Annotated in this window: 23 protein-coding genes; 13 read left to right on the forward strand and 10 right to left on the reverse strand. The window is 67.7% G+C overall.

Going from position 1 to position 22949, the window contains the following annotated elements:
- The 5 genes from VL15_RS00870 to VL15_RS00890 all read right to left on the reverse strand — a co-directional run.
- Positions 1–620: sarcosine oxidase subunit gamma (locus VL15_RS00870; protein ID WP_048242592.1), on the reverse strand; the 620-nt coding region annotated here is incomplete at its 3' end.
- On the reverse strand, positions 610–3621 hold the full coding sequence (locus VL15_RS00875) for a sarcosine oxidase subunit alpha family protein (protein ID WP_048242594.1): 3012 nt from the start codon (positions 3619–3621) through the stop codon (positions 610–612). The genes VL15_RS00875 and VL15_RS00870, both read right to left, overlap by 11 nt.
- Positions 3618–3932, reverse strand: a complete 315-nt coding sequence (locus VL15_RS00880) for a sarcosine oxidase subunit delta (RefSeq protein ID WP_048242596.1) — start codon at positions 3930–3932, stop codon at positions 3618–3620. Before VL15_RS00880 ends, VL15_RS00875 begins: the two co-directional genes overlap by 4 nt.
- 22 nt (positions 3933–3954) lie before the next feature.
- Complete coding sequence (locus tag VL15_RS00885) at positions 3955–5199, reverse strand: sarcosine oxidase subunit beta family protein (protein WP_048242597.1); 1245 nt, start codon at positions 5197–5199, stop codon at positions 3955–3957.
- A gap of 16 nt (positions 5200–5215) precedes the next feature.
- A complete protein-coding gene (locus tag VL15_RS00890) occupies positions 5216–6601 on the reverse strand; it encodes an L-serine ammonia-lyase (RefSeq protein WP_048242598.1) in 1386 nt (461 codons plus the stop codon).
- A 289-nt stretch (positions 6602–6890) separates the two neighbouring features.
- Between VL15_RS00890 and VL15_RS00895 the strand changes: the two genes are divergently transcribed.
- From VL15_RS00895 to denD, 8 genes are all read left to right on the forward strand, one after another.
- Positions 6891–7964 (forward strand): GlxA family transcriptional regulator, encoded by a 1074-nt coding sequence (locus tag VL15_RS00895; RefSeq protein ID WP_048242622.1) that lies wholly within the window; start codon positions 6891–6893, stop codon positions 7962–7964.
- A gap of 190 nt (positions 7965–8154) precedes the next feature.
- Positions 8155–8859 (forward strand): FadR/GntR family transcriptional regulator, encoded by a 705-nt coding sequence (locus tag VL15_RS00900; RefSeq protein WP_048242599.1) that lies wholly within the window; start codon positions 8155–8157, stop codon positions 8857–8859.
- Positions 8860–8930: 71 nt separating this feature from the next.
- Entirely contained in the window at positions 8931–9821 is an 891-nt protein-coding gene (gene ltnD / locus VL15_RS00905; protein WP_048242600.1) for an L-threonate dehydrogenase, read from the forward strand.
- 19 nt (positions 9822–9840) lie between these two features.
- Positions 9841–11130 carry a 3-oxo-tetronate kinase gene (gene otnK / locus VL15_RS00910; protein WP_048242601.1) on the forward strand — a complete coding sequence of 430 codons (1290 nt, stop codon included), beginning with the start codon at positions 9841–9843 and terminating at the stop codon, positions 11128–11130.
- Positions 11127–11765 carry an aldolase gene (locus tag VL15_RS00915; protein ID WP_048242602.1) on the forward strand — a complete coding sequence of 213 codons (639 nt, stop codon included), beginning with the start codon at positions 11127–11129 and terminating at the stop codon, positions 11763–11765. The genes otnK and VL15_RS00915 overlap by 4 nt, the downstream gene beginning before the upstream one ends.
- Before the next feature lie 130 nt (positions 11766–11895).
- The gene (locus VL15_RS00920) at positions 11896–13221 is read left to right on the forward strand and encodes an MFS transporter (RefSeq protein ID WP_048242623.1); all 1326 of its coding nucleotides are present in this window, start codon (positions 11896–11898) and stop codon (positions 13219–13221) included.
- Positions 13222–13281: 60 nt separating this feature from the next.
- Positions 13282–14058: a 2-oxo-tetronate isomerase gene (gene otnI, locus VL15_RS00925; RefSeq protein WP_048242603.1), complete on the forward strand. Its 777-nt coding sequence runs from the start codon at positions 13282–13284 to the stop codon at positions 14056–14058.
- 20 nt (positions 14059–14078) lie between these two features.
- Entirely contained in the window at positions 14079–15050 is a 972-nt protein-coding gene (gene denD / locus VL15_RS00930) for a D-erythronate dehydrogenase (RefSeq protein WP_048242604.1), read from the forward strand.
- Between the two features lie 21 nt (positions 15051–15071).
- On the opposite strand, the gene VL15_RS00935 is transcribed toward denD, so the two are convergent.
- The 3 genes from VL15_RS00935 to VL15_RS00945 all read right to left on the reverse strand — a co-directional run bounded on the left by VL15_RS00935 (position 15072) and on the right by VL15_RS00945 (position 17729).
- Positions 15072–16151: a lysylphosphatidylglycerol synthase domain-containing protein gene (locus tag VL15_RS00935; protein ID WP_048242606.1), complete on the reverse strand. Its 1080-nt coding sequence runs from the start codon at positions 16149–16151 to the stop codon at positions 15072–15074.
- Positions 16148–17317 carry a bacteriohopanetetrol glucosamine biosynthesis glycosyltransferase HpnI gene (gene hpnI / locus VL15_RS00940; protein ID WP_080970669.1) on the reverse strand — a complete coding sequence of 390 codons (1170 nt, stop codon included), beginning with the start codon at positions 17315–17317 and terminating at the stop codon, positions 16148–16150. The genes VL15_RS00935 and hpnI overlap by 4 nt, the downstream gene beginning before the upstream one ends.
- A gap of 61 nt (positions 17318–17378) precedes the next feature.
- A complete protein-coding gene (locus tag VL15_RS00945; protein WP_048242607.1) occupies positions 17379–17729 on the reverse strand; it encodes a hypothetical protein in 351 nt (116 codons plus the stop codon).
- Positions 17730–18005: 276 nt separating this feature from the next.
- Between VL15_RS00945 and VL15_RS00950 the strand changes: the two genes are divergently transcribed.
- From VL15_RS00950 to VL15_RS00960, 3 genes are all read left to right on the forward strand, one after another.
- On the forward strand, positions 18006–18665 hold the full coding sequence (locus VL15_RS00950) for a response regulator (protein ID WP_048242608.1): 660 nt from the start codon (positions 18006–18008) through the stop codon (positions 18663–18665).
- Positions 18662–20128, forward strand: coding sequence for an ATP-binding protein (locus VL15_RS00955; RefSeq protein WP_048242609.1), 1467 nt, complete (start codon positions 18662–18664; stop codon positions 20126–20128). The genes VL15_RS00950 and VL15_RS00955 overlap by 4 nt, the downstream gene beginning before the upstream one ends.
- A gap of 69 nt (positions 20129–20197) precedes the next feature.
- Positions 20198–20725: a cytochrome b gene (locus VL15_RS00960; RefSeq protein WP_048242610.1), complete on the forward strand. Its 528-nt coding sequence runs from the start codon at positions 20198–20200 to the stop codon at positions 20723–20725.
- 232 nt (positions 20726–20957) lie between these two features.
- Here the strand turns inward: VL15_RS00960 and VL15_RS00965 are convergent, their stop codons facing one another.
- Positions 20958–21233, reverse strand: a complete 276-nt coding sequence (locus tag VL15_RS00965) for a DUF4148 domain-containing protein (RefSeq protein ID WP_048242625.1) — start codon at positions 21231–21233, stop codon at positions 20958–20960.
- Between the two features lie 71 nt (positions 21234–21304).
- The gene (locus tag VL15_RS00970) at positions 21305–21649 is read right to left on the reverse strand and encodes a DUF4148 domain-containing protein (RefSeq protein ID WP_048242611.1); all 345 of its coding nucleotides are present in this window, start codon (positions 21647–21649) and stop codon (positions 21305–21307) included.
- A 216-nt stretch (positions 21650–21865) separates the two neighbouring features.
- On the opposite strand from VL15_RS00970, the gene VL15_RS00975 reads away from it, so the two are divergent.
- Together VL15_RS00975 and VL15_RS00980 are read left to right on the forward strand one after the other, a co-directional pair.
- Positions 21866–22555, forward strand: a complete 690-nt coding sequence (locus VL15_RS00975; RefSeq protein WP_048242612.1) for an aspartyl/asparaginyl beta-hydroxylase domain-containing protein — start codon at positions 21866–21868, stop codon at positions 22553–22555.
- Between the two features lie 117 nt (positions 22556–22672).
- Complete coding sequence (locus VL15_RS00980) at positions 22673–22942, forward strand: MoaD/ThiS family protein (RefSeq protein ID WP_048242613.1); 270 nt, start codon at positions 22673–22675, stop codon at positions 22940–22942.
- The last annotated feature ends 7 nt before the right edge of the window (positions 22943–22949 follow it).

Here is a 22949-nt window from a genome sequence, read left to right on the forward strand (position 1 = left end):
GGCGCGGCCGCATCGAGCATGATGCGCACGAAGTAGTCGGCGAAGCTGCGGCGCAGGACGATCTCGAACGCATCGTCGCCGGTCGGGATCAGCACGATCGACGTCTTGAAGTAGTGCGACTGCGCGCACTGGCCCGGCTTGAACGCACGCGGATGGAAATCGAGCGGGCAGCCGCGTGCAAGTACGTCGCGCACGCGTTCGCCGCTGATCTCGACCACCGTATAACCGCTGCCGACGTCGACGGCCGCCGCATACGAACCCTGCACGGCCTCCGCGAGCCTGGCCTCGAGCACGCCGGCCTGCACGGGGCCGTTCGAGCGCACGAGCCATTCGTCGGGGCCGAGCCACAGCACGTCGTACTCGGCACCGCGCACGATCGTGTTCGGCTCCGCGGGCGGCCGGCAGCCGACCACGCGCTCGAACGCGGCGACGAACGCCGGATCGCTCAACTCGCCGCGCACGTTGACGAGATCGAGGAACGGCCGCTCGCGCAGCGCGAACTTCTTCGACGCGCGTGCCTGGTGCGTCTTCAGCACGTCGGCCGCGCCAACGAACGGCGATTCAAGCGTCACGCCGCCCGCGCCCGCCACCTGCGTCTGGTTTCTCGTTTCATTCCACATGCTGGCGCACCCCTTCGGTATCGTAGAAAACCGGGCTCGAGATCTTCGCGGTGATGCGCTTGCCGTTGGCCAGCGGAATCACGACGCTCTCGCCCATCTTGTTCAGGCCGCCCTTCACCACCGCAAGCGCGATCGAGCGCTTCAGGATCGGGCTGTAGTAGCTCGACGTCACGTGGCCGATCATCGGCGTCGGATCGACCGCCGACACCTGCGTGTCCTTCGCGACGATCTGCGCGCCTTCCGGCAGCACGACCTGCTCGTCCTCGGTCAGCAGGCCGACGAACTGCTTGCGGCCTTCCTTCGCGGTGTCCGAGCGCGCCAGCGAACGCTTGCCGAGGAAGTCCTTCGACTTCGCGACGAGCCCACCCATCCCGAGGTCGTAAGGCGTGACCGAACCGTCGGTGTCCTGCCCGACGATGATGTAGCCCTTCTCCGCGCGCAGCACGTGCATCGTCTCGGTGCCGTACGGCGTGATGTCGAACTCGGCACCCGCGGCCATCAGCGCTTCCCACACCGCGCGGCCCGCATTCGCCGGCACGTTCACTTCATAGGCCAGCTCGCCCGAGAAGCTGATCCGCATCACGCGCGCCTTCGCACCCGCAACGGTGCCGTTCCGGTAGCTCATGAACGGGAACGCTTCGTTGCCGAAGTCGATGTCCTGGCACACCTTCTGCACGACCTTGCGGCTCTTCGGGCCGACCACCGCGAACGTCGCCCAGTGATCGGTGACGGACGACAGCCGCACCTTCATGTCGGGCCATTCGGTCTGCAGCCAGCGTTCGAGCCACGTGAGCACGCGCGCCGCGCCGCCCGTCGTGGTCGTCATCATGAAATGCTGGTCGGCGAGGCGCACCGTCACGCCGTCGTCGAACACCATCCCGTTCTCGTCGAGCATCAGCCCGTAGCGGCACTTGCCGATTTCGAGCTTGTTCCACGGGTTCGTGTACATCCAGTTCAGCAGCTTGACCGCGTCGGGGCCCTGGATGTCGATCTTGCCGAGCGTCGATGCGTCGAGGATGCCGACGCTGTTGCGCACCGCGAGGCATTCGCGCTTCACGGCCGCATGGAGATCCTCGCCGTTCTTGGGGAAATACCACGGCCGCTTCCAGTTGCCGACGTCCTCGAACAGCGCGCCGTGCTCGACGTGCCATTCATGCACGCAGGTCTTGCGGATCGGGTCGAGGAAATCGCCGAGCTCGCGGCCCGCGAACGCGCCGAACGTCACCGGCGTGTAGTTCGGGCGGAACGTCGTCGTGCCCGTTTCCGGAATCGTCTTGCCGAGCGCCTGCGCGAGGATCGCCATCCCGTTGATGTTGCCGAGCTTGCCCTGGTCGGTGCCGAAACCCATCGCCGTGTAGCGCTTCACGTGCTCGACCGATTCGAAGCCTTCGCGCGCGGCGAGCAGGATGTCGGCGGCCGCCACGTCGTTCTGGAAGTCGACGAACTGCTTCGGCCCGCGTGCGGCGGCCTCGCGGCTGCCGACGAGCCACAACGGTTGCAGTGCGCCTTCGACGGTTTCGGCGACCTGCGGCGCGACCGGGCGCTGCGCGGCCGTGAAGCCCGCCGCCTTCGCCGCTTCCGCGCCCGCATCGACCGCGAGCCGCAGCGCACGTGCGAGGCCGAATTCGCCCGCCGCCGCACCGATGCTCGCTTCCGCCTGCACCGGCTTGCCCGGCAGGAAGCATGCCTTCTCGTCGTTCCAGCAGGCCTTGCCGCCCGATTGCGCGAACAGGTGCAGCACGGGGCTGAAGCCGCCCGACATCGCGACGAGGTCGCACGGCAGCGACTGCAGCTTGCCGCCCACCTGGCCGTTGGTGATCGACGCGACGTCGACCGACGATACGCGCCACTTGCCCGCTGCGACCGTCACGACCGCGCCGCTCATCACCGTCACGCCCTGCCGCTTCGCAGCGGCCGGCAGTGCGCCGTTCGACGACGCGCGCGAATCGACGACCGTCACCTTCGCGCCGCACGCCTTCAGGTCGAGCGCGGTCTGGTACGCGCGGTCGTTGTTCGTGAACACGACCGCGTTGCGGCCCGGCAGCACGCCGAAGCGATGCACGTACGTGGACACCGCGGACGCGAGCATCACGCCCGGCAGGTCGTTGTTGCCGAACACGATCGGACGCTCGTGCGCACCGGTCGCGAGGATCACGCGCTTCGCGCGGACCTTCCACAGCAACTCGCGCGTGCCCTTGCGCATCGACACGGGCAGGTGATCGGTCAGGCGCTGCGTGACCGTCACGAGGTTGTGGTCCTGGTAGCCGAACGCGGTGCTGCGCGACAGGATCGTCACGTCGGGCAGCTTGCGCAACTCGGCCTCGATTTTCTCGACCCACTGCAGCGCGGGCTTCGCGTCGATCTCGGCGCGGCACGACAGCAGGCTGCCGCCGAGCTCGCGCTGGTCGTCGACGAGGATCACGCGCGCACCGGCCACGGCCGCCGCATGCGCGGCCGCGAGACCCGACGGGCCGCCGCCGACGACGAGCACGTCGCAATGCGCGTAGCACTTGTCGTAGCGATCGGCGTCGAGCACTTCAGGAGCCTTGCCGAGACCGGCCGCCTCGCGGATCTTCTCTTCGTACTTCGGCCACATGTTGCGCGGCCACATGAAGGTCTTGTAATAGAACCCGGCCGGCATGAAGCGCGAGAACTTCTGGTTGATCGCGTACTTGTCGTTCTCGAGCGTCGGCTCGGCGTTCACGCTCGTCGCGACGAGCCCCTGGTACAGCTCGATTTCGGTCGCGCGCGCGTTCGGCACGGTGTACGGGCCCGATTCGAGCTGCACGACGGCATTCGGTTCCGCGACGTCCGCCGTCACGATCCCGCGCGGGCGGTGGTACTTGAAGCTGCGCGCGACGAAGTGCACGCCGTTCGCGAGCAGCGCGGACGCGAGCGTGTCGCCCTGGAAGCCCTGGTACGTGCGGCCGTTGAACGTGAACGTCAACGGAATCGCGCGATTGATGCGGCCACCGGTGCCGAGACGGTCTTTCTGGCTCATTTGCTCGTGCCCTCTTCGTGTGCGTTGCCGGCGGCTGCGCCACTGATGGCAGCCCCACCGAACGTTTCGTAGCCCTTGATATCGTAGGTCACCGTGTCGCGCGTGGCCTTGAACCAGCGGCGGCAACCCTGCGCATGCAGCCATTGCTCCTTGTGCAGCCCGCGCTTGTTCTCGCGCATGAACACGTATTCGCCCCACTCGCGGTCGGTCATGTTCTCGTTATTGACCGGGCGCACGATGTCGGCTTCGCCGCCGCACGAGAACTCGGATTCGGCGCGCGGCCCGCACCACGGACATTCGATCAGCAACATGTTTCTTTCTCCAATGGTCGGGTTAGTGCGCCACGGCGGCAGCGCCGTGCTCGTCGATCAGGTGGCCCGTGTAGAAGCGGTCGAGCGCGAACGGTGCGTTCAGCGGATGCGGTTCGTCGCGGGCGATCGTGTGCGCGAACACCCAGCCCGAGCCGGGCGTCGCCTTGAAGCCGCCGGTGCCCCAGCCGCAGTTGAAATACAGGCCCTTCACGTCGGTCTTGGTGATGATCGGGCACGCGTCCGGCGACACGTCGACGATGCCGCCCCACTGGCGGTTCATCCGCACGCGCGAGAACACCGGGAACATCTCGACGATCGCCTGCAGCGTGCTTTCGATGATGTGGAAGCTGCCGCGCTGGCCGAAGCCCGTGTACTGGTCGATGCCCGCGCCGATCACGAGGTCGCCCTTGTCGGACTGGCTGATGTACGCGTGCACCGCGTTCGACATGATCACCGAGTTGACGACCGGCTTGATCGGCTCGGACACCAGCGCCTGCAGCGGGTGGCTCTCGATCGGCAGGCGCACGCCGGCCATGTCGGCGAGCGTCGTCGTGTTGCCGGCCGCGACCACCGCGACCTTCTTCGCCTTGATGAAGCCCTTCACCGTGTCGACGCCGACCACCGCGCCGCCTTCACGGCGAATGCCCGTCACCTGGCAGTTCTGGATGATGTCGACGCCCGCGCGGTCCGCGCCGCGCGCGAAACCCCAGGCCACCGCATCGTGACGCGCGACGCCCGCGCGGCGCTGGATCGATGCGCCGAGCACCGGGTAGCGGCTGTTCAGGTTGATGGTCGGCTCGATTTCCTTGATCTGCTCGGGCGTCAGGAACTCGGCGTCGACACCGTTCAGCCGGTTCGCGTTCACGCGGCGCTCGGTGTCGCGCACGTCCTGAAGCGTGTGCGCGAGGTTCATCACGCCGCGCTGGCTGAACATCACGTTGTAGTTCAGGTCCTGCGACAGCCCTTCCCACAGCTTCATCGCCTTCTCGTACAGCGCGGCCGATTCGTCCCACAGATAGTTCGAGCGCACGATCGTCGTGTTGCGCGCGGTGTTGCCGCCGCCGATCCAGCCTTTCTCGAGGATCGCGACGTTCGTGATCCCGTGTTCCTTCGCGAGGTAGTACGCGGTCGCGAGGCCGTGGCCGCCGCCGCCGACGATCACGACGTCGTATTCCTTCTTCGGTTCCGGGCTCTTCCACTGCTTTTCCCAGTTCTCGTGATACGAGAGGCCGTTGCGGAACAGGCTGAATATCGAGTAGCGGCTCATGATGATTGACCCTTCGTTAGCATTCGATGACGTTCACGGCGAGACCGCCGCGTGACGTTTCCTTGTATTTCGTCTTCATGTCGGCGCCGGTCTCGCGCATCGTCTTGATCACGGAATCGAGCGACACGTAGTGCTGGCCGTTGCCCTTGAGCGCCATGCGCGACGCGTTCAGCGCCTTGATCGCGCCCATCGCGTTGCGTTCGATGCACGGGATCTGCACGAGCCCGCCGACGGGGTCGCAGGTCATCCCGAGGTTGTGCTCCATGCCGATCTCGGCCGCGTTCTCGACCTGGTCGGGCGTGCCGCCCATCACGGCCGCGAGTGCCGCGGCGGCCATCGAGCACGCGACGCCCACTTCGCCCTGGCAGCCGACTTCCGCGCCGGAGATCGACGCGGTTTCCTTGTAGATGATTCCGATCGCCGCGGCCGTCAGCAGGAATTCGACGATGCCGGCTTCGTTCGAGCCCGGCACGAATTTCACGTAGTAGTGCAGCACCGCGGGAATCACGCCGGCCGCGCCATTGGTCGGCGCGGTCACGACGCGCCCGCCCGCCGCGTTCTCCTCGTTGACGGCCATCGCGTACAGGTTGACCCAGTCGAGCATCGACAGCGGGTCGCGCAGCGACTCTTCCGAACGCGCGCGCAGGCGGCCGTTCAGCTCGGCCGCGCGGCGCTTCACGCGCATCGGGCCCGGCAGCTCGCCCTCGACCTTGCAGCCGCGCTCGACGCATGCGGCCATCGTGCGCCAGATCGCGAGCAGCCCGGCGCGCACTTCGTCGGCGGGGCGCAGCGCGGATTCGTTGTGCAGCATCAGCTCGGCGATCGACAGCCCGTGTTCGCGGCACTGCCGCATCAGGTCGTCGCCGGTGCGGAACGGATAAGGCACCTCGACCGCCGCGCGCACGCCGTTCACGCGATCGCCGTCGCGGTTCACGACGAAACCGCCGCCGACCGAGTAATACTCTTTCTCGACCAGCAGCTGGCCGTGTTCGTCGAACGCCTGGAAGCGCATCCCGTTCGGGTGCACGATGCTCGTGCCGCTCATCAGCTTGCGATAGAAGCCGATGTGCTCCTTTTCCTCGAAGCGGACCGTCTGCTTGCCGAGCAGCGACAGCGACTTCTCCGCGCGGATCGCGGCGAGCCGCGGCTCGATCAGGTCGGGATCGATCGTGTCGGGCAGGTGGCCCTCGAGGCCGAGCAGCACGGCCTTGTCGGTGCCGTGGCCCTTGCCGGTCGCGCCGAGCGAGCCGTACAGCTCGATCCGCACGCGGCGCACGAAGCCGAGCAGGTTCGCGTCCTCGACGTGCGACGCGAAGCGGCACGCGGCGATCATCGGGCCGACCGTATGCGAACTGGACGGGCCGATACCGACCTTGAACAGGTCGAACGCGCTGACGTTCATCTGGCTGCCTTTGCGCTTTCACGCGTTGAGTGACGTTGATTGGACGCCAGTACACCAAAGCGTAAAATTGGCCGATAGAACAAAAACGGCATCGACGTGGGATACCGCCGCCAAGCACCGTGCCGGCCGGCCCGAAAGTGCGTTTTGGCGATGGTTCGCGACGGAAAACCACAAGTCCGGCCCGGGCCGATCGGCGACGCTGGCTTCATCCGCGCCGCCCCGGCAGCCGTACCCGCAAACAGAGTGAAACGAGTGAGACCGCCTGCCCGGCGTGACGAGATTGGCCGCGATGACACCCGACGTACCCGCTTCCCCCCTCGCAGAACCCGCGCCGCGGCGCATCCGCTTCGGCATCGTGCTGCTGCCGAACTTCACGCTGACGGCCTTCTCGGGCTTCGTCGACATGCTGCGGCTGTCGGCCGACGACGGCGACTACAGCAAGCCCGTGCGCTGCGCGTGGAGCGTGATCGGCGAGACCCTCGCGCCGGTGCGCGCGAGTTGCGGGATCCAGATCACGCCGTGGGAAACGTTCGACGCGGCCGAACCGTTCGACTACGTGGTCGTGGTCGGCGGATTGCTGCATTCGGGGCCGCAAGCCGGCGCTGAAACGCTCGACTTCATCCGCCGCGCGGCAGCAGGCGGTGCGACGGTCGTCGGCATCTGCACCGGCGTGTTCACGCTGATGCGCGCCGGCGTGCTCGACGGCTACCGCACCTGCGTGAGCTGGTTCCACTACTGGGATTTCATCGAACGCTTTCCGAACGCCGATCCGGACCTCCTGATCGCCGACCGGCTGTTCGTGATCGACCGCCGCCGCATCACCTGTTCGGGCGGCCGCGCGTCGATCGACGTCGCCGCCGCGATCCTGCTGCGCCATTTCGATCACGCGACCGTGCAGAAGGCGCTGCGCATCCTGCTCGTCGGCGAGATGCAGAAAGGCAATGCGCCGCAACCGCATCCGCCGGGCCTCGAACCGGCGACGCACCCGAAGGTGAAGCGCGCGATTCTCCTGATGGAACAGCATGTCGGGCGCACGCTGCCGCTCGAGGAGCTCGCGTGCAAGCTCGACCTGTCGACGCGGCAGCTCGAACGGCTGTTCAAGGCCGAGACGGGCAAGAGCCCACAGGCGTTCGCGAAGCAGGTGCGGTTGCGCACCGCCGCGTGGCTGCTGACGAGTTCGGACCGGACCGTCGCCGATATCGCGTCGAGTTGCGGGTTCGCCGATGCGTCGCACCTCGGGCGCGAATTCCGCAAGCAGTTCGGCGTGCCGCCGGCGGCCTATCGCGAGCGCGGCGGTGAAGTCGTGGAAGCCGGCGACGCGCCGGATGCGGCGGCCGACCCCGTCGAGGACATCGCCGACTGACGGCTGTGGGCACCTGCCCCCCTTTCCGATCGACCGTAGAACGACGCATGATCGCGTCGGTTTCGGTGTTAATGGAACCGGTACCAGATGATTTGACCGACGTTGCACACCGTTAACCGAGGGTTATCCCGGATGCTGATGCACACTCAAATTTGTATGATGACCACATCACCTTACAAACCAGAGCGTCATGTTCGAGAAAATTCCCGCCCGTGCGATGAGCGACCATGTCGCGCAGCAACTGCTCAAGCAGATCGAAGTCGGCAGTTTCTCGGCCAGCGGCAAGCTGCCGACCGAAGCCGTGCTCGCGCAGGAATTCGGCGTGAGCCGCACCGTGATCCGCGAGGCGATCTCGCGGCTGAAGAACGAAGGCGTGGTCGAGCCGCGCCAGGGCAGCGGCGTGTTCGTGAACCAGCATGGCGCGATCCGGCCGCTGCGGATCGACTACGCGGAAGCGGTCGAGGCGAGCTCGCTGCCGCACCTGCTCGCGGTGCGCCGCGCGATCGAGGCTGAAGTCGCGGCCGAAGCCGCGCTGCACCACACCGCCGACGACATGGCCGACATCGACGACGCGCTGCGCAAGATCGACGATGCGGTGGCCGAAGGGCGCGACGGCGTCGCGGAAGACGTCGCGTTCCACCGGACGATCGCGGCCGTCACCGGCAACCCGTATTTCCTGAAGACGCTGCAGTTCCTGAACCAGTACCTCGAAGCGGGCGTGAAGGTCACGCGGCGCAACGAAGCGACGCGCGAGGACTTCTCGCGCCAGGTGCGCGAGGAACACGCGGCGATCGCCGACGCGATCCGTACGCGCGACCCGATGGCGGCGCGCAACGCGGCGCGCACGCACATGTACAACGCCGCCCGCCGTCTCGCGGAAGCCGGCATCTGCTGAAGCCGGCGGCGGCCGCCGAACCCGGCGCCGCCGTTGTCCCGAACCTTCCCCCGAATCGATCAAGGTTGACCATGTCACGAAATGTTGGAGTCATCGGCCTCGGCGCGATGGGCCTCGGCGTCGCCCGCTCGCTGCTGCGCGCCGGCTTGCGCGTGCACGCGTGCGACGTGCGCGACACCGTGCTGCAGGCGTTCGCCGCCGAAGGCGGCATGGCCTGCGCGACGCCGGCCGAACTCGGCGCGCAGTGCGACGTCGTCGTCACGCTCGTCGTCAATGCCGCGCAGACCGAAACGGTGCTGTTCGGCGAGCACGGCGCGGTCGCGGCGATGAAGCCGGGCGGCGTCGTGATCGCGAGCGCGACGGTCGCGCCCGAATTCGCGGTCGCGCTCGGCGCGCGCATCGAGGCCGCCGGCCTGCAGATGCTCGATGCGCCCGTGTCGGGCGGCGCCGCGCGCGCGGCATCCGGCGAGATGACGATGATGACGTCGGGCCCGGCCGCCGCGTACGCGGGCTGCGAGGACGTGCTCGCCGCGATCGCCGGCAAGGTCTATCGCCTCGGCGACGCGCACGGCATCGGCTCGAAAGTGAAGATCATCAACCAGCTGCTGGCCGGCGTGCATATCGCCGCGGCGGCCGAGGCGATGGCGCTGGGCCTGCGCGAAGGCGTCGATGCCGACGCGCTGTACGACGTGATCACGCACAGCGCCGGCAATTCGTGGATGTTCGAGAACCGCGTGCCGCACATCCTGAACGGCGACTACACGCCGCTGTCGGCCGTCGACATCTTCGTGAAGGATCTCGGCCTCGTACTCGATACCGCGCGCCGCAGCAAGTTCCCGCTGCCGCTGTCGGCCACCGCGCACCAGATGTTCATGAGCGCGTCGAGCGCCGGCCACGGCGGCGAGGACGATTCCGCCGTGATCAAGACTTTCCCCGGCATCACGCTGCCGCCCGCCCGCTGATTCGAACGACGCTCCCGCCATGACCGCTTCCGCTTCCCGTCCCCTGCTCGGCTGCATCGCCGACGATTTCACCGGCGCGACCGATCTCGCGAACATGCTCGTCAAGAGCGGCATGCGCACCGTGCAGACGATCGGCGTGCCCGCCGACGGCGCCGCGCTCGACGCCGACGCGATCGTCGTCGCGCTGAAGTCGCGCACGATCCCCGCGGCCGACGCCGTCGCGCAATCGCTCGCCGCATACGAATGGTTGCGCGCGCAAGGGTGCCGGCAGTTCTTCTTCAAGTACTGCTCGACGTTCGACTCGACCGACGCGGGCAACATCGGGCCCGTCGCCGACGCGCTGCTCGACGCGGCCGGCGGCGGTTTCTCGATCGCGTGCCCGGCATTCCCCGAGAACGGCCGCACGATCTATCGCGGCCACCTGTTCGTCGGCGACGTGCTGCTGAACGAATCGGGGATGGAGAACCATCCGCTCACGCCGATGAAGGACGCAAACCTCGTGCGCGTGCTGCAACGCCAGACGAAGTCGCCGGTCGGCCTGATCCGCTACGACACGATCGCGCTGGGCGCGGCCGCCGTCCGCGCACGGATCGACCAGCTGCGCGCGGAAGGCGCGCGCTTCGCGATCGCCGACGCGCTGTCGGACCGCGATCTCTACGTACTCGGCGAAGCATGCGCGGGCCTGCCGCTCGTCACCGGCGGCTCGGGCGTCGCGCTCGGCCTGCCCGCGAATTTCCGCCGCGCGGAATTGCTGCCCGAGCGCGACAACGCGGCGGCGCTGCCGCGTATCGACGGGCTGTCGGCCGTGCTCGCCGGCAGCGCGTCGAAAGCGACCAACGCGCAGGTCGCCGCGTGGCGCGCGACGCGGCCGAGCTTCCGCATCGATCCGCTCGCGGCGTCGCGCGGCGAGCCCGTCGTCGATCAGGCGCTGGCCTTTGCGCGCTCGCACCTGCCGCAGCCCGTGCTGATCTACGCAACTGCGACGCCCGACGAAGTGAAGGCCGTGCAGCAGGCGCTCGGCGTCGAGGCGGCCGGCCATCTCGTCGAAAGCACGCTCGCGGCGATCGCGCGCGGCCTGCGTGACCTCGGCGTGCGCAAGTTCGTCGTCGCCGGCGGCGAAACGTCCGGCGCGGTCGTGCAGGCGCTCGACGTGAAGTCGCTGCAGATCGGCGCGCAGATCGATCCGGGCGTGCCGGCCACGCTCACCATCGACGCGTGGCCGCTCGGCCTCGCGCTGAAATCCGGCAACTTCGGCACGACGGACTTTTTCGACAAGGCGCTGCGCGCGCTGGACGGAGCCGCACGATGAGCCACGAAGCGAAACTGCGCGAAGAAATCTGCGTCGTCGGCGCGAGCCTGTACGCACGCGGCCACGCGGTCGGCAGCGCCGGCAACATCAGCGCGCGCCTGCCCGACGGCTGGCTGATCACGCCGACCGACGCGTGCCTCGGCCAGCTCGACCCGAACGACATCGCGAAGGTCGGTATCGACGGCCAGCCCGTATCGGGCGGCAAGCCATCGAAGACGCTCGCGCTGCATCGCGGCATCTACGCGCGCAATGCCGACGCAAACGGCGTCGTCCACACGCATTCGACGCACCTCGTCGCGCTGACGCTCGCGGGCGTATGGCGCGACACCGACGTGCTGCCACCGATCACGCCGTACTACGTGATGAAGGTCGGCCATATTCCGCTGATCCGTTATCGCCGCCCCGGCGACCCTGACGTCGCGGCCGAGGTCGCAGCGCTCGCCGACCAGGTGCGCGGCGTACTGCTCGACCGCCTCGGCCCGGTGATGTGGGGGCCCTCGGTGTCGCACGCGTCGTATGCGCTCGAGGAGCTCGAGGAAACGGCACGGCTGTGGCTGATGACGAACCCGAAGCCCGAGCCGCTTTCCGACGCGGCGCTCGACGCACTGCGCGAGACCTTCGGCGCGCGCTGGTAACGCCGCGCACGTCGCACGCCGGCCACGTAACGATTCCCATGCCCGCCGTGTGCGCGGGCCCTTCCGTCAGCACACACAAACGATCCGGCGGCCTACGCGCCGCCGGCACACGATATTCATGGAGACGACGATGACTGCTCTCGACGCGGCCGCAAGCCGCTCGCCCGCCGCGCCCGCCCACTCGGCCGAACTCGACCGCACCTACAAGAAAGTGTTCTGGCGCATCGTGCCGTTCCTGATGCTCTGCTACGTGGTCGCATATCTCGATCGCGTGAACGTCGGCTTCGCGAAGCTGCAGATGTCGCAGGATCTCGCGTTCAGCGAAACCGTGTTCGGGCTCGGCGCGGGCATCTTCTTCCTCGGCTATTTCCTGTTCGAACTGCCGAGCAACCTGCTGATGCACCGCCTCGGCGCGCGCATCTGGATCGCGCGGATCATGATCACGTGGGGCCTGCTGTCCGCGTTGTTCGCGTTCGTGAAGACGCCGACGCAGTTCTACGTGCTGCGCTTCCTGCTCGGCCTCGCGGAAGCCGGTTTTTATCCCGGCGTGATCCTGTACCTCACGTACTGGTTCCCGTCGCATCGCCGCGCGAAGATCATCGCGGTGTTCATGTCCGCGATTCCCGTGTCGGGCATCTTCGGCAACCCGCTGTCGGGCTGGATCATGGAGCGCTTCCACGGCGGTTCGGGTTTCCACGGCTGGCAATGGATGTTCATGATCGAGGCCGTGCCGGCCGTGCTCATCGGCATCGCGACGATCCTGTATCTCGACAACAGCATCCGCGGCGCGAAGTGGCTCGACGAGCGCGAGAAGCAGCTGCTCGAAGACGAAATCGCCGCGCAGCCACAGGAACAGGGGAAGCACGGCCATTCGCTGAAAGCCGTGTTCTCGGACCCGCGCATGTGGTGGATGTCGCTGATCTACTTCGCGTTCGTCACGGGCCAGTACGGGCTCACGTTCTGGATGCCGACGCTCGTGAAATCGACCGGCATCACCGATACGCTGCAGATCGGCCTGCTGTCCGCGATTCCGTTCCTCGTCGCGATCGTCGTGATGAACCTGTTCGGCCACAGCGCGGACAAGCGCCGCGAACGCCGCTGGCACCTGATCGTGCCGGCGCTGATGGGCGCGGTCGGGTTTGCGGTCGCCGCGTCGTACTCGCACAATACAGCGGTGTCGATCGTGTTCCTGTCGCTCGCGGCGGGCGGCGTGCTGACCTGCGCACCGCTGTTCTGGTCGCTGCCAACCGCGTTCCTCGCGGGCTCCGCGGCCGCTGCCGGAATTGCCATCATCAACTCGGTCGGCAACCTCGCCGGTTTCGCGAGCCCGTACGTGATCGGCTACCTGAAGGACGCCACGCACAGCACGTCGTCCGGCATGTACGTGCTGGCGGCCATGCTCGTGATCGGCGCGATCGCCGTGTGGCTCACGCCCGCGAAACTCGTGAACCGCTGAGCCGCCATTCGACGCGGGGCGCCTGCCGCCCCGCCCCATTCATTCACAGGACCCGCTGCCATGCCACGCTTCGCCGCCAACCTCTCGATGATGTACAACGAGCACGCGTTCCTCGAACGCTTCGCCGCTGCCGCCTACGACGGCTTCAAGGCCGTCGAGTACCTGTTCCCGTACGACTTCGCCGCCGAGGACATCCGCACGCGCCTCGACACGCACAACCTCGAACAGGCGCTGTTCAACGCGCCGCCCGGCGACTGGGCCGCGGGCGAACGCGGCATCGCGGCGCTGCCGGGCCGCGAGGACGAGTTCCGCCGCGGCATCGACCAGGCGCTCGACTATGCGCGCGTGCTCGGCAACCGGAAGCTGCACGTGATGGCCGGCATGGTCGCGCCGGGCGCCGACCGCGCGCGCCATCGCGACACCTACCTGTCGAACCTGCGGCATGCGGCACAGGCCGCCGCTGCGCACGGCGTCACGATCCTGATCGAGCCGATCAACCAGCGCGACATGCCCGGCTATTTCCTGAGCCGCCAGGACGACGCGCAGGCGATCCGCGCGGAAGTCGGCGCGCCGAACCTGAAGGTGCAGTTCGACTGCTACCACTGCCAGATCGTCGAAGGCGATCTCGCGATGAAGCTCAAGCGCGATTTCGCGGGCATCGGCCACATCCAGATCGCGGGCGTGCCCGAGCGCCACGAGCCGGATCTCGGCGAACTCAACTACCCGTATCTGTTCGAGCTGATCGACGCGCTTGGCTACGACGGCTGGATCGGCTGCGAATACCGCCCGAAGGCCGGCACGTCCGAAGGTCTCGGCTGGATCAAGCCGTACCTGTAATTCACGTAAGGATAAAGAACATGAAAGTACTGATCACCGGCGGCGCCGGCTTTCTCGGCCAGCGTCTCGCGCGCAAGCTGCTCGAGCGCGGCGAACTGACCGGGCCCGACGGCCGGATCGCGAAGATCGACGAGCTGGTGCTGCTCGACGTCGTGAAGGGCAGCGATTTCGGCGACGCGCGCGTGACGACGATCGTCGGCGACATCGCCGATCGCGCGGTGCTCGACAGCGCGATCGACACGCAGACGGGCGCGATCTTCCACCTCGCGGCAATCGTCAGCGGGCAGGCCGAAGCCGATTTCGATCTCGGCATGCGGATCAACCTCGACGCATCGCGCACGCTGCTCGAAGTGTGCCGCGCGCGCGGCCACCAGCCGCGCGTCGTGTTCACAAGCTCCGTCGCGGTCTACGGCGGCACGCTGCCCGACGTCGTGCAGGACGATACCGCGCTGAACCCGCAATCGTCGTACGGCGCCGAGAAGGCGATCGCCGAACTGCTGCTGTGCGATTACGCGCGGCGCGGCTTCGTCGACGGCCGCGTGCTGCGCCTGCCGACGATCAGCGTGCGGCCCGGTCGCCCGAATGCGGCCGCGTCGTCGTTCGCGAGCGGCATCATTCGCGAGCCGCTGAACGGCGAGGAAAGCGTGTGCCCGGTGCCGGGTTCGACGCGGCTGTGGCTGCTGTCGCCGCGCGGCGCGATCGACGCGCTCGTCGCGGGCTGCGAGATCGATAGCGCGAAGCTCGGCAACAAGCGCGTGATCAACCTGCCCGGCCTGTCGGTGTCGGTCGACGAGATGATCGCGGCACTACGCGAAGTAGCAGGCGACGACGTCGTGAAGCTGATCCGCCATGCGCCCGACGAGCGTGTCGAGAAGATCGTCGGCAGCTGGCCGGGCCGGTGGGACACGACGCGCGCGGAAGCGCTCGGGCTGAAGGGCGACACGTCGTTCGCGGACGTGATCCGCAGTCATATCGCGGACGAACGGCGCTGATTCACGCGCCGCCGGGCCGCGTCAGCGCGGCCGGGCGGATTCCCCGATGCGCAGCGACGAACGTTTCGCTTCGCCCGGCCGGTTCGGCGAACCGGCCGCCCACTGCCACGCCAGCAAGCCCGGCAGATAGAACAGCAGATCGCGCACGCGGCGGGCGCCGGCCAATGCGAGACAGGTCGGCGGGTCGAACCCGAGCAGCCCGCCGATCAGCACGAACCCGCCCTCCTGCACGCCCAGGCCACCCGGCATCAGGAATGCGATGCTGCTGACGAGCTGGATCAGCGCTTCTATCGCGAGCGCCTGCGCAAAGGTCGGATCGGCGCCGAGGAAATACAGCGCCAGCCAGATTTCCAGCGCATAGCCGATGAACTGCAGCGTCTGCCATATCGCGAGATAACGCACGACGATGCCGGTCTTTCTCCAGATCATCCGGATCGACTGATCGGTGCGCGCCGATTCGCCGACCAGCGCCACCACCTTGCCGCTCGTGAGGCGGTTGAGCGCGCGCGTCGCGCGTTCGAACGGCCGCGCATGCTGCACCAGCGCGAACAGCAGCAGCACCGGCACCAGCGCGGCCATGCCGATGGCGAGGTTCGCGGCCACCCGCGCGGCATCGGACGACACGCGTTCGAGCACGTAGGCAATCGCAACCAGCGCGAACACCAGCTGGCTGATCAGCGTCAGCTGCATGTCGGCGACGAGGCTGGCGACGGCGGTCGCCGGCCGCACGCCCGCCTGCCGCAGCAGGCTGAACGACACGATCTCGCCGCCGATCCGCGCGACCGGCAACAGCCCGTTGATCGATTCGCGGATCCAGACGAGCTTCAGCATCGTCGCGAACGACGGGCGGCGCGGGCCGCGGATCAGCATCCGCCAGTCCCACGCATTCGCGAGCATCGGCAGGATGTGGGCCAGCGCGGCGAGCAGCAGCCCGGCGCCGGCGATCTGCAGGCGGTGCAGGATCTCCAGCGGATGCTCGCGCCAGATCAGCCACACGGCGAGCGCCAGCCCGCCCAGCGCGGCCGCACGCCCCGCATGCCGCAGCCGTGCCTCGTGACGGGCGGACTGTCGGTCCGCGTCGGTGTCCGTTTCCATCGTCATGATTCGCTCGCCGGCGACAGCAGGCCTTCCCGGTCGACGCGAAAGCGCGTGCCGCGCCACACGACATGCGACGAGAAGAAGCTCGACACGAAAATCAGGAACTGCAGCAGATCGACGAACGGCAGCCAGGCCACGCCGCGCAGGCCGGCGCCGGTCGCACGGCTCGTTTGCAGCATCAGCAGCGCGCGCGCGGCGAGCGCCGCGACCGTCAGCGCGCAAGCCGCGGCCGTGCCGCCGGAGAACAGCAGCGCCAGCAGCGCGAGCGGCAGCGGGTGCATCAGCACCGAACCGGCATGGCCGAGCCGGTCCGCCGCGCGGATCGTGCAGCTCCAGCGCAATTCGTGTGCGTACAGCTTGGCGAAGGTCTCCTCGACACACGCATGCCCGACCACGAATGGCGGAATGACGACCTGCGCGCCCACCTGCCGCACCGCTTCGCCGAGCGCGTGATCCTCGGCCAGGTGATGCGCGAAACGCGTGAGCCCGCCGATGCGTTCGAGCGTCGCGCGCGTGAACGCAATCGTCTGGCCAAAGCACGGACGCGCGCGCCCGAGAAAGAGCCCGGTAATCACGCCGGGCAGGAAATGGTAGTTGGTCATCGCGACGGCGACACCGGGCCAGAAGCCCGGCGATGCGATGCCGCGATACACGCTCGTCACGATGCCGACATCCGGCTGCTGTAGCGCGCCGACGACGGCGCGCAAATAATCGCGCTCGACCACCACGTCGCTGTCGGCCAGACAGAGCACCGAATACTCCGCGTGTTCGAGCATGTTCACGAGATTGGCGATCTTGCGGTTCGGCCCGTACAGTCGCGCATCGGCGACGACCTTGATGTTCGCGTCCGGGTAGCGCGCACGCAGCGCCTCGACGGCCGCGAGCGCCGCGTCGCCCGCATCGTGCACGCCGAACAGGTGCTGGACCGGCCCCGGATAATTCTGGACGAAGAAGCTTTCGAGATGGTGTACGAGATGCCATTCGTCGCCGTGCAGCGGCTTCGCGACGGTGACGCCCGGATAGTCGCGCGGCTCCGCCGCCGCCCGGGAAAAGAACCTGCCGACCAGCACACTGGCCGTGACCGTGTATGCAATGCCCAGCAACACGCCCAATCCGCAGACGATCGACATTACCCCGGCCAGCGCGCGCAGCACATGCAGCAAAACCATGCTTCTCCCCAGTGGTGACCCGTACGGCCGTTATGCCCGGGACGGCCGCACGCACGCGGGCTCACCCGTGCACGCTGCCGTATCGATTCCCGTTGAGCCGGATGTGAAGGACGACCAAGCGACGATACGCGCAATCAGATGACACGACTACCGTGCGGCGATCGATTCCTGTCATGCGCACGTATCCGCACGCGAGCGCGGCCCTGAACGCCGCATCGGCAAGCTTGCGGGCCGAAAGGATCGCGGTCGCGACCGCGACGACGGTCCATACGCGAAATGTCATCGTGGTGAAAAACGCTTCGGGTACGCGCAACGCGAGCAACGACACCAGCACGAGACATTGAATCAGCATGCCGGCCAGCGCGGCGATCAGCAGGTGGGCGCGCCATCGCTCGATCGTCGAGGGTGCCATCAAGAATGAACCTCCCGTGCAGGCGACCCGAATCGATCTGAAATCAAACTGAAGGGTCGCGGATTCGTGGGCCAGTGCGCGGTCCGTGACGGACGCGGCAAACCCGGATCGGGATCAGGGGGAGAAATGGTGTGGCCGATAGTAGCGGGAATGCCGGCAGCGAACCTTAAGCGTTCTTCAGAATCGCTCGATGCTCGAGACCGCTCAATTACAATCCGTTGCATGGCACGCACAGTGGGGCTCGTACAATCGCAGACACCTGCACGCGAATCGACCATGCGACTCCTCCTTGTTGAAGACGACGATCTGATCGGCAGCGGCCTCGAGATCAGCCTGAGCCAGGCCGGCTATCACGTCGACTGGCTGCGCGACGGCCACGCGGCCGCCGCGGCGCTCGCGTCGACCCGCTTCGCGCTCGTCGTGCTCGATCTCGGCCTGCCCGGAAAATCCGGCACGGAACTGCTGCGTGCGTTGCGCGATGCGGGCGACACGGTCCCCGTGCTGGTGCTGACCGCGCGCGGCACCGTCGCCGACCGCGTCCGCGGCCTCGACGATGGCGCCGACGACTATCTCGCGAAACCGTTCGAGCTGTCCGAAGTGCTCGCCCGCTGTCGCGCGCTGGTGCGACGCTCGCAGGGCCGCGCCGGCGACGAGATCGTCTGGCGCGACATCACGATCGACCTGACCACCCATACGGTGACACGCGATGCAGCGCGCATCGCGCTCACGTCGCGGGAATGGGCCATCCTGGTTCAGCTCGTCAGCCACCCGGGCACGCCCCAGTCGCGCGCGCGTCTCGAGGACGGCCTGTACGGGTGGCAGGAAGGCATCGAGAGCAACGCGATCGAGGTCCATATTTCGAACCTGCGCAAAAAGCTCGGCGCGGAATTGATCCGCACCGTCCGGGGCATCGGTTACGTCGTCGACACACCATGATCTCGCGCTCGATACGCCGCCGCGTGTCGGCGATGGCGCTCGGCTGCGTCACCGTCGTCTGGATCGTCGCCGTGTTCGGCGGCTTCCGGCACGCCACGCGCGAGATCGGCGAATGGGAAGACGCGCGCCTCGTCGAGTATGCATCGCTGCTCGTCGGTCTCTCGCCGACCGACCTCGCCCGCCTCGCCCGCTTTCCGCCCGACGCACGCGTCGAACTCGCGCTCGGCGCTTCAGGATCGCGCCCCGCCAACAACGACGGCGATCGCCTGCCGCGCGACGTGCTGTTCGAGGTGCGCGACGCGCAGAACCATGTCATCGCGTCGAGCCTGCCGGCCGACGCCGCCGGCCTGCCCGATGCACGCGAACCGCGCGGTGCCCCCTGGACGATCGTCATCGGCGACGCGCAATGGCGCACGCACACGCTGCGCGACAGCGCGTCGGGGCGCTGGATCCGCGTGATGGAAACGGTCAACACGCGCAGCGATCTGGCGACCGGCATCGCGCGCGGCATCGTCTTGCCGCTGATCGTCGCGCTCCCGGTGCTGGCACTGCTCCTCTGGTACATGATCGGACGCAGTCTCGCGCCGTTGAAGACATTGTCGACGCAGATCGGCGCACGCGATGCGCGATCGCTCGAACCGCTCGACGTCGCCACCGTGCCGGACGAAGTGCGCACGCTGGTCGACGCGATCGACCGCCTGCTGGCGAGGCTGCGGCAATCGATCGTGCGCGAGCGCGCCTTCACGTCCGACGCGGCGCACGAACTCAAGACCCCGCTGGCCGCGATCAAGGTTCAGGCCCAGGTGGCGATCGCGACCGACGATCCGGCGCGCAAGCAGCTCGCGATGCAGCGCGTCGTGCAAGGCGTCGACCGCAGCGCGCGGCTCGCCGAACAGTTGCTGCTGCTCGCGCGGCTCGACGAATACGAACGCATTCCGACGCGCGCCGTCGTCGTTCGCGAACTCGTCGACGCCGCCATCGATCGCCATCTCGCGAAAGCGTCGGACAAGGCCATCGACCTCGTGGCCGGCACTGCATCCGAACGGTCGATCGATGCCGATCCGATCCTGCTCGGCATCCTGCTCGACAATCTCGTCGACAACGCCGTCAAGTACGGCCGGCCGGGCGGCCGCATCGAACTCGGCGTGCACGACGACGGCGCGCTGCAACGCATCGTCGTGCGCGACGACGGGCCGGGCGTCGCCCCCGGCGAGCACGAACGGCTCGGCGATCGCTTCTATCGCGGCAGCGGCGCGCAGTCGCCCGGCAGCGGGCTCGGACTGTCGATCGTCAAGCGCATCGCGCAATACTTCGGCGGCACCGTGCAGTTCGAGCCGGGCATCGGCGGTCAAGGCCTCGGCGTCGTGATCGCGCTGCCGTCGGCGGACGCGGCCGGATCGTCGCCGCGCCATGCGCCGGCCGACGAACACGACGACCGCCCGCGCGCGATGCCGCGTGCTTAACGTTTCGTTAAGGATTCGGTTGTAGAATCCGCCGACACATACGATCCCCGCCGTTCGTCAGGAGCCTTCATGCCCACGCCCGCCCGCTATGACGCAGTTGCACGCCTTCTTCACTGGCTGATCGTGGCGCTGGTCGTCGCACAATATGTGATCGGCTGGACGATGCCCGATGTGCATCGCGATACGCAACCGATCGGCCTGATCGCCGCGCACCTGATCGTGGGTACCGCCTTGCTCGCGGCGATGGCTTGCCGCGTGCTCTGGCGTGCGACGCATCGCCCGCCCGCGAGCGACCTGGCGCCCGCGATGCGCGCGCTGTCGGGCGTGACGCATTTCGCGCTCTACGCGCTGCTGATCGCGGTGCCGCTGCTCGGCTGGATCAACGCATCGTCGCGCGCATGGGCCGTGACGCTGTTCGGTGTCATCCCGTTGCCGGCGCTGTCGGCGGCCGGCTCCGGATTCGGTCACGCGATGGGCGACGTGCACGGCATCCTCGCATGGGTGCTGTTCGGCGGCATCTGCCTGCACATCGCCGGCGCGCTGGCGCACCGCTTCGTGCTGCGCGATCAGGTCATGCAGCGCATGATGCCCTGGTGATCGCATCGCCCGCAGCCCGGCGCGTCATTGCGCGCAAGAAGCGGGTTGTCCGGATTCATCTTTATCGTTCCGCCGCGTCGAACGGCATGCGCCTCGCGCCCTGAGCCGCCACGCGTCTGCGCCGAGCCGCGCGGCGCTGCCCGCGGGGGCGCAACGCCGCATGCCTGCTCCGCACCCCGCCCGTCCGCCTGGAAACCGGATGCGCCGACACCACACCGGTACACATCGCCGTCTAGTTCCCGGCCGGCGCCGGCGCACCGGCGCCGGCCGCCTTCGCGGCGAGTGCCGCCATCCTCGCCTGGTCCTGCGCGGCGACCTTCGCTTGCGCGGCCTGGATATCGGCCGGGTACTCGCCATCGTCGCCCTTCGACGGGTCATACCCGGCCGCTTCCAGGCGCATCAGTTCCTCGCGAACCTGCGCGCGCGTCAGCGGCGCGGCCGATTGCGCGAAGGCCGACTGACCGACGATCACGCCGATCATCATCAGTACTGCGATATATGTTTTCATGATGAACTCCTTCAATGTTCCGTATCGATCAACCGTTGTGAATGCCTGACCTGCGAACGCAGGCGCTTGTATCAGCTACCGAAATAGATCGTGCAGAAGCTCGCCGGGCCGACGCATGCGGCCGGGCGCTGGCGCGGCGACATCGTTGCCGGCTTGCCCGCTTCGGATGAAACGGCCGGATCGCTGCCGACCGCCGTGCTGGACTGACGCTGCGGCATTTGTTGGGCCTGCTGCTGGAACAGCGGGCTCACGTCCGGATACGACGTGTCGGTCACGAAGCGCAGCCCGTTGTTTTCGGCGTCGATCAGTTCCTGCCTGACCTGCGCGCGCGTCAGTTCCTGTGCCGACGCTTGCGCTGCGACACCCGCGAGAGAAATCGCCGCTACCGTGGCGGCCACCAGCCAATGCTTGTTCATGGTTTGCTCCTTCAGAAGTCAACGAGACGACGTGCTACACCCGTATGACGACGGAGCGAGTTCGTTTATTCCCGCGCGGCGCGGCTCAAAATGCTGGGGCCGGACATTCATCGAACTGTCATTCTTTCGTCAGCCGGCGTAATCTCACGTAACGCAGCGCCCATTACGCTTCGTGCAGACTGACGACACCTCATACGGATCGCCTTTCGATCGACCATGTCCGTTGCTTACGACTATGCAGCCGGCCTGCTTCGCACGCTGTACGACCGCCATATCGACGGCGGCTCGGTGCTCGACACGGCCGTATTCCCGGACGCCGAGCGTTTCGTGCGCGCATGGCCGGCGATCCAGGCGGAAGCGCTCGCCGTCGCGCGCGACATGCCGCGTATCCCGCGCTTCCACGAGATCATGCGCGAGCAGTACGACATCTCGGCCAACGATGCGCGCGACTGGCGGATGTTCATCATGCAGGCATACGGCCAGCCGTTCCCGCGCAACCTGTCGCGCTGCCCGACCGTCGCGTCGCTCGTTGCGACATCTGCGGACGTGCTGTCCGCGTCGCTGTCGTTCCTCGCACCGGGCAAACACATTCCGCCGCATCGCGGGCCGTTTCGCGGCATCCTGCGCGGCTATCTCGTGCTGTCGATGCCGAAGCGCGCGGACGGCACGCCGGCCGCCGTGCTGAAGGTCGACGGCCGCGAATACCGGCTCGACGAAGGCCGCTTCCTGCTGTGGGACGACACGTTCATGCACGAGGTGTGGAACGACAGCGATGAAGTGCGGATCGTGCTGCTGCTCGATATCCGCCGGCGCGGGATGCCGCGCTTGCTCACGTGGCTGTCGAATGCGGTGATCGGTGTCGTACGGCTCGGGATCCGGATTCGGGGGCGGTCGATTCCGGTTTAACGCACGACCGGCCGGCGCACCCGATCACGCCGGGTGGCTCCGTCCCGCCTTTCGGCTCCCGCCGGATCGCCTACACTACAGACCGTCCCCTCCGCGCGGCTCCTGCCAGCCACCGCCATGGCGCACCTTTTCTTCGCCGCCTCGATCCAGCGGCACGTCGCAACGCCCGAGCGCGACATCGACGCGCGAACGCTCGGCGAGGCGTTCGAAACCGTCTTCGGCGAGCAGCCGAGGCTGCGCGGCTACATCGTCGACGACCAGGGTGCGCTGCGAAAACACCTGTCGGTATTCATCGACGGCCACCCGATCCGCGACCGGCAACGCCTGTCCGATGCGCTCGGCGACACCAGCCGGGTGTATGTCGTCCAGGCGCTGACGGGCGGATAAGAGGACT

It is taken from the genome of Burkholderia cepacia (genome assembly GCF_001039005.1).
GTDB lineage: Bacteria > Pseudomonadota > Gammaproteobacteria > Burkholderiales > Burkholderiaceae > Burkholderia > Burkholderia theae.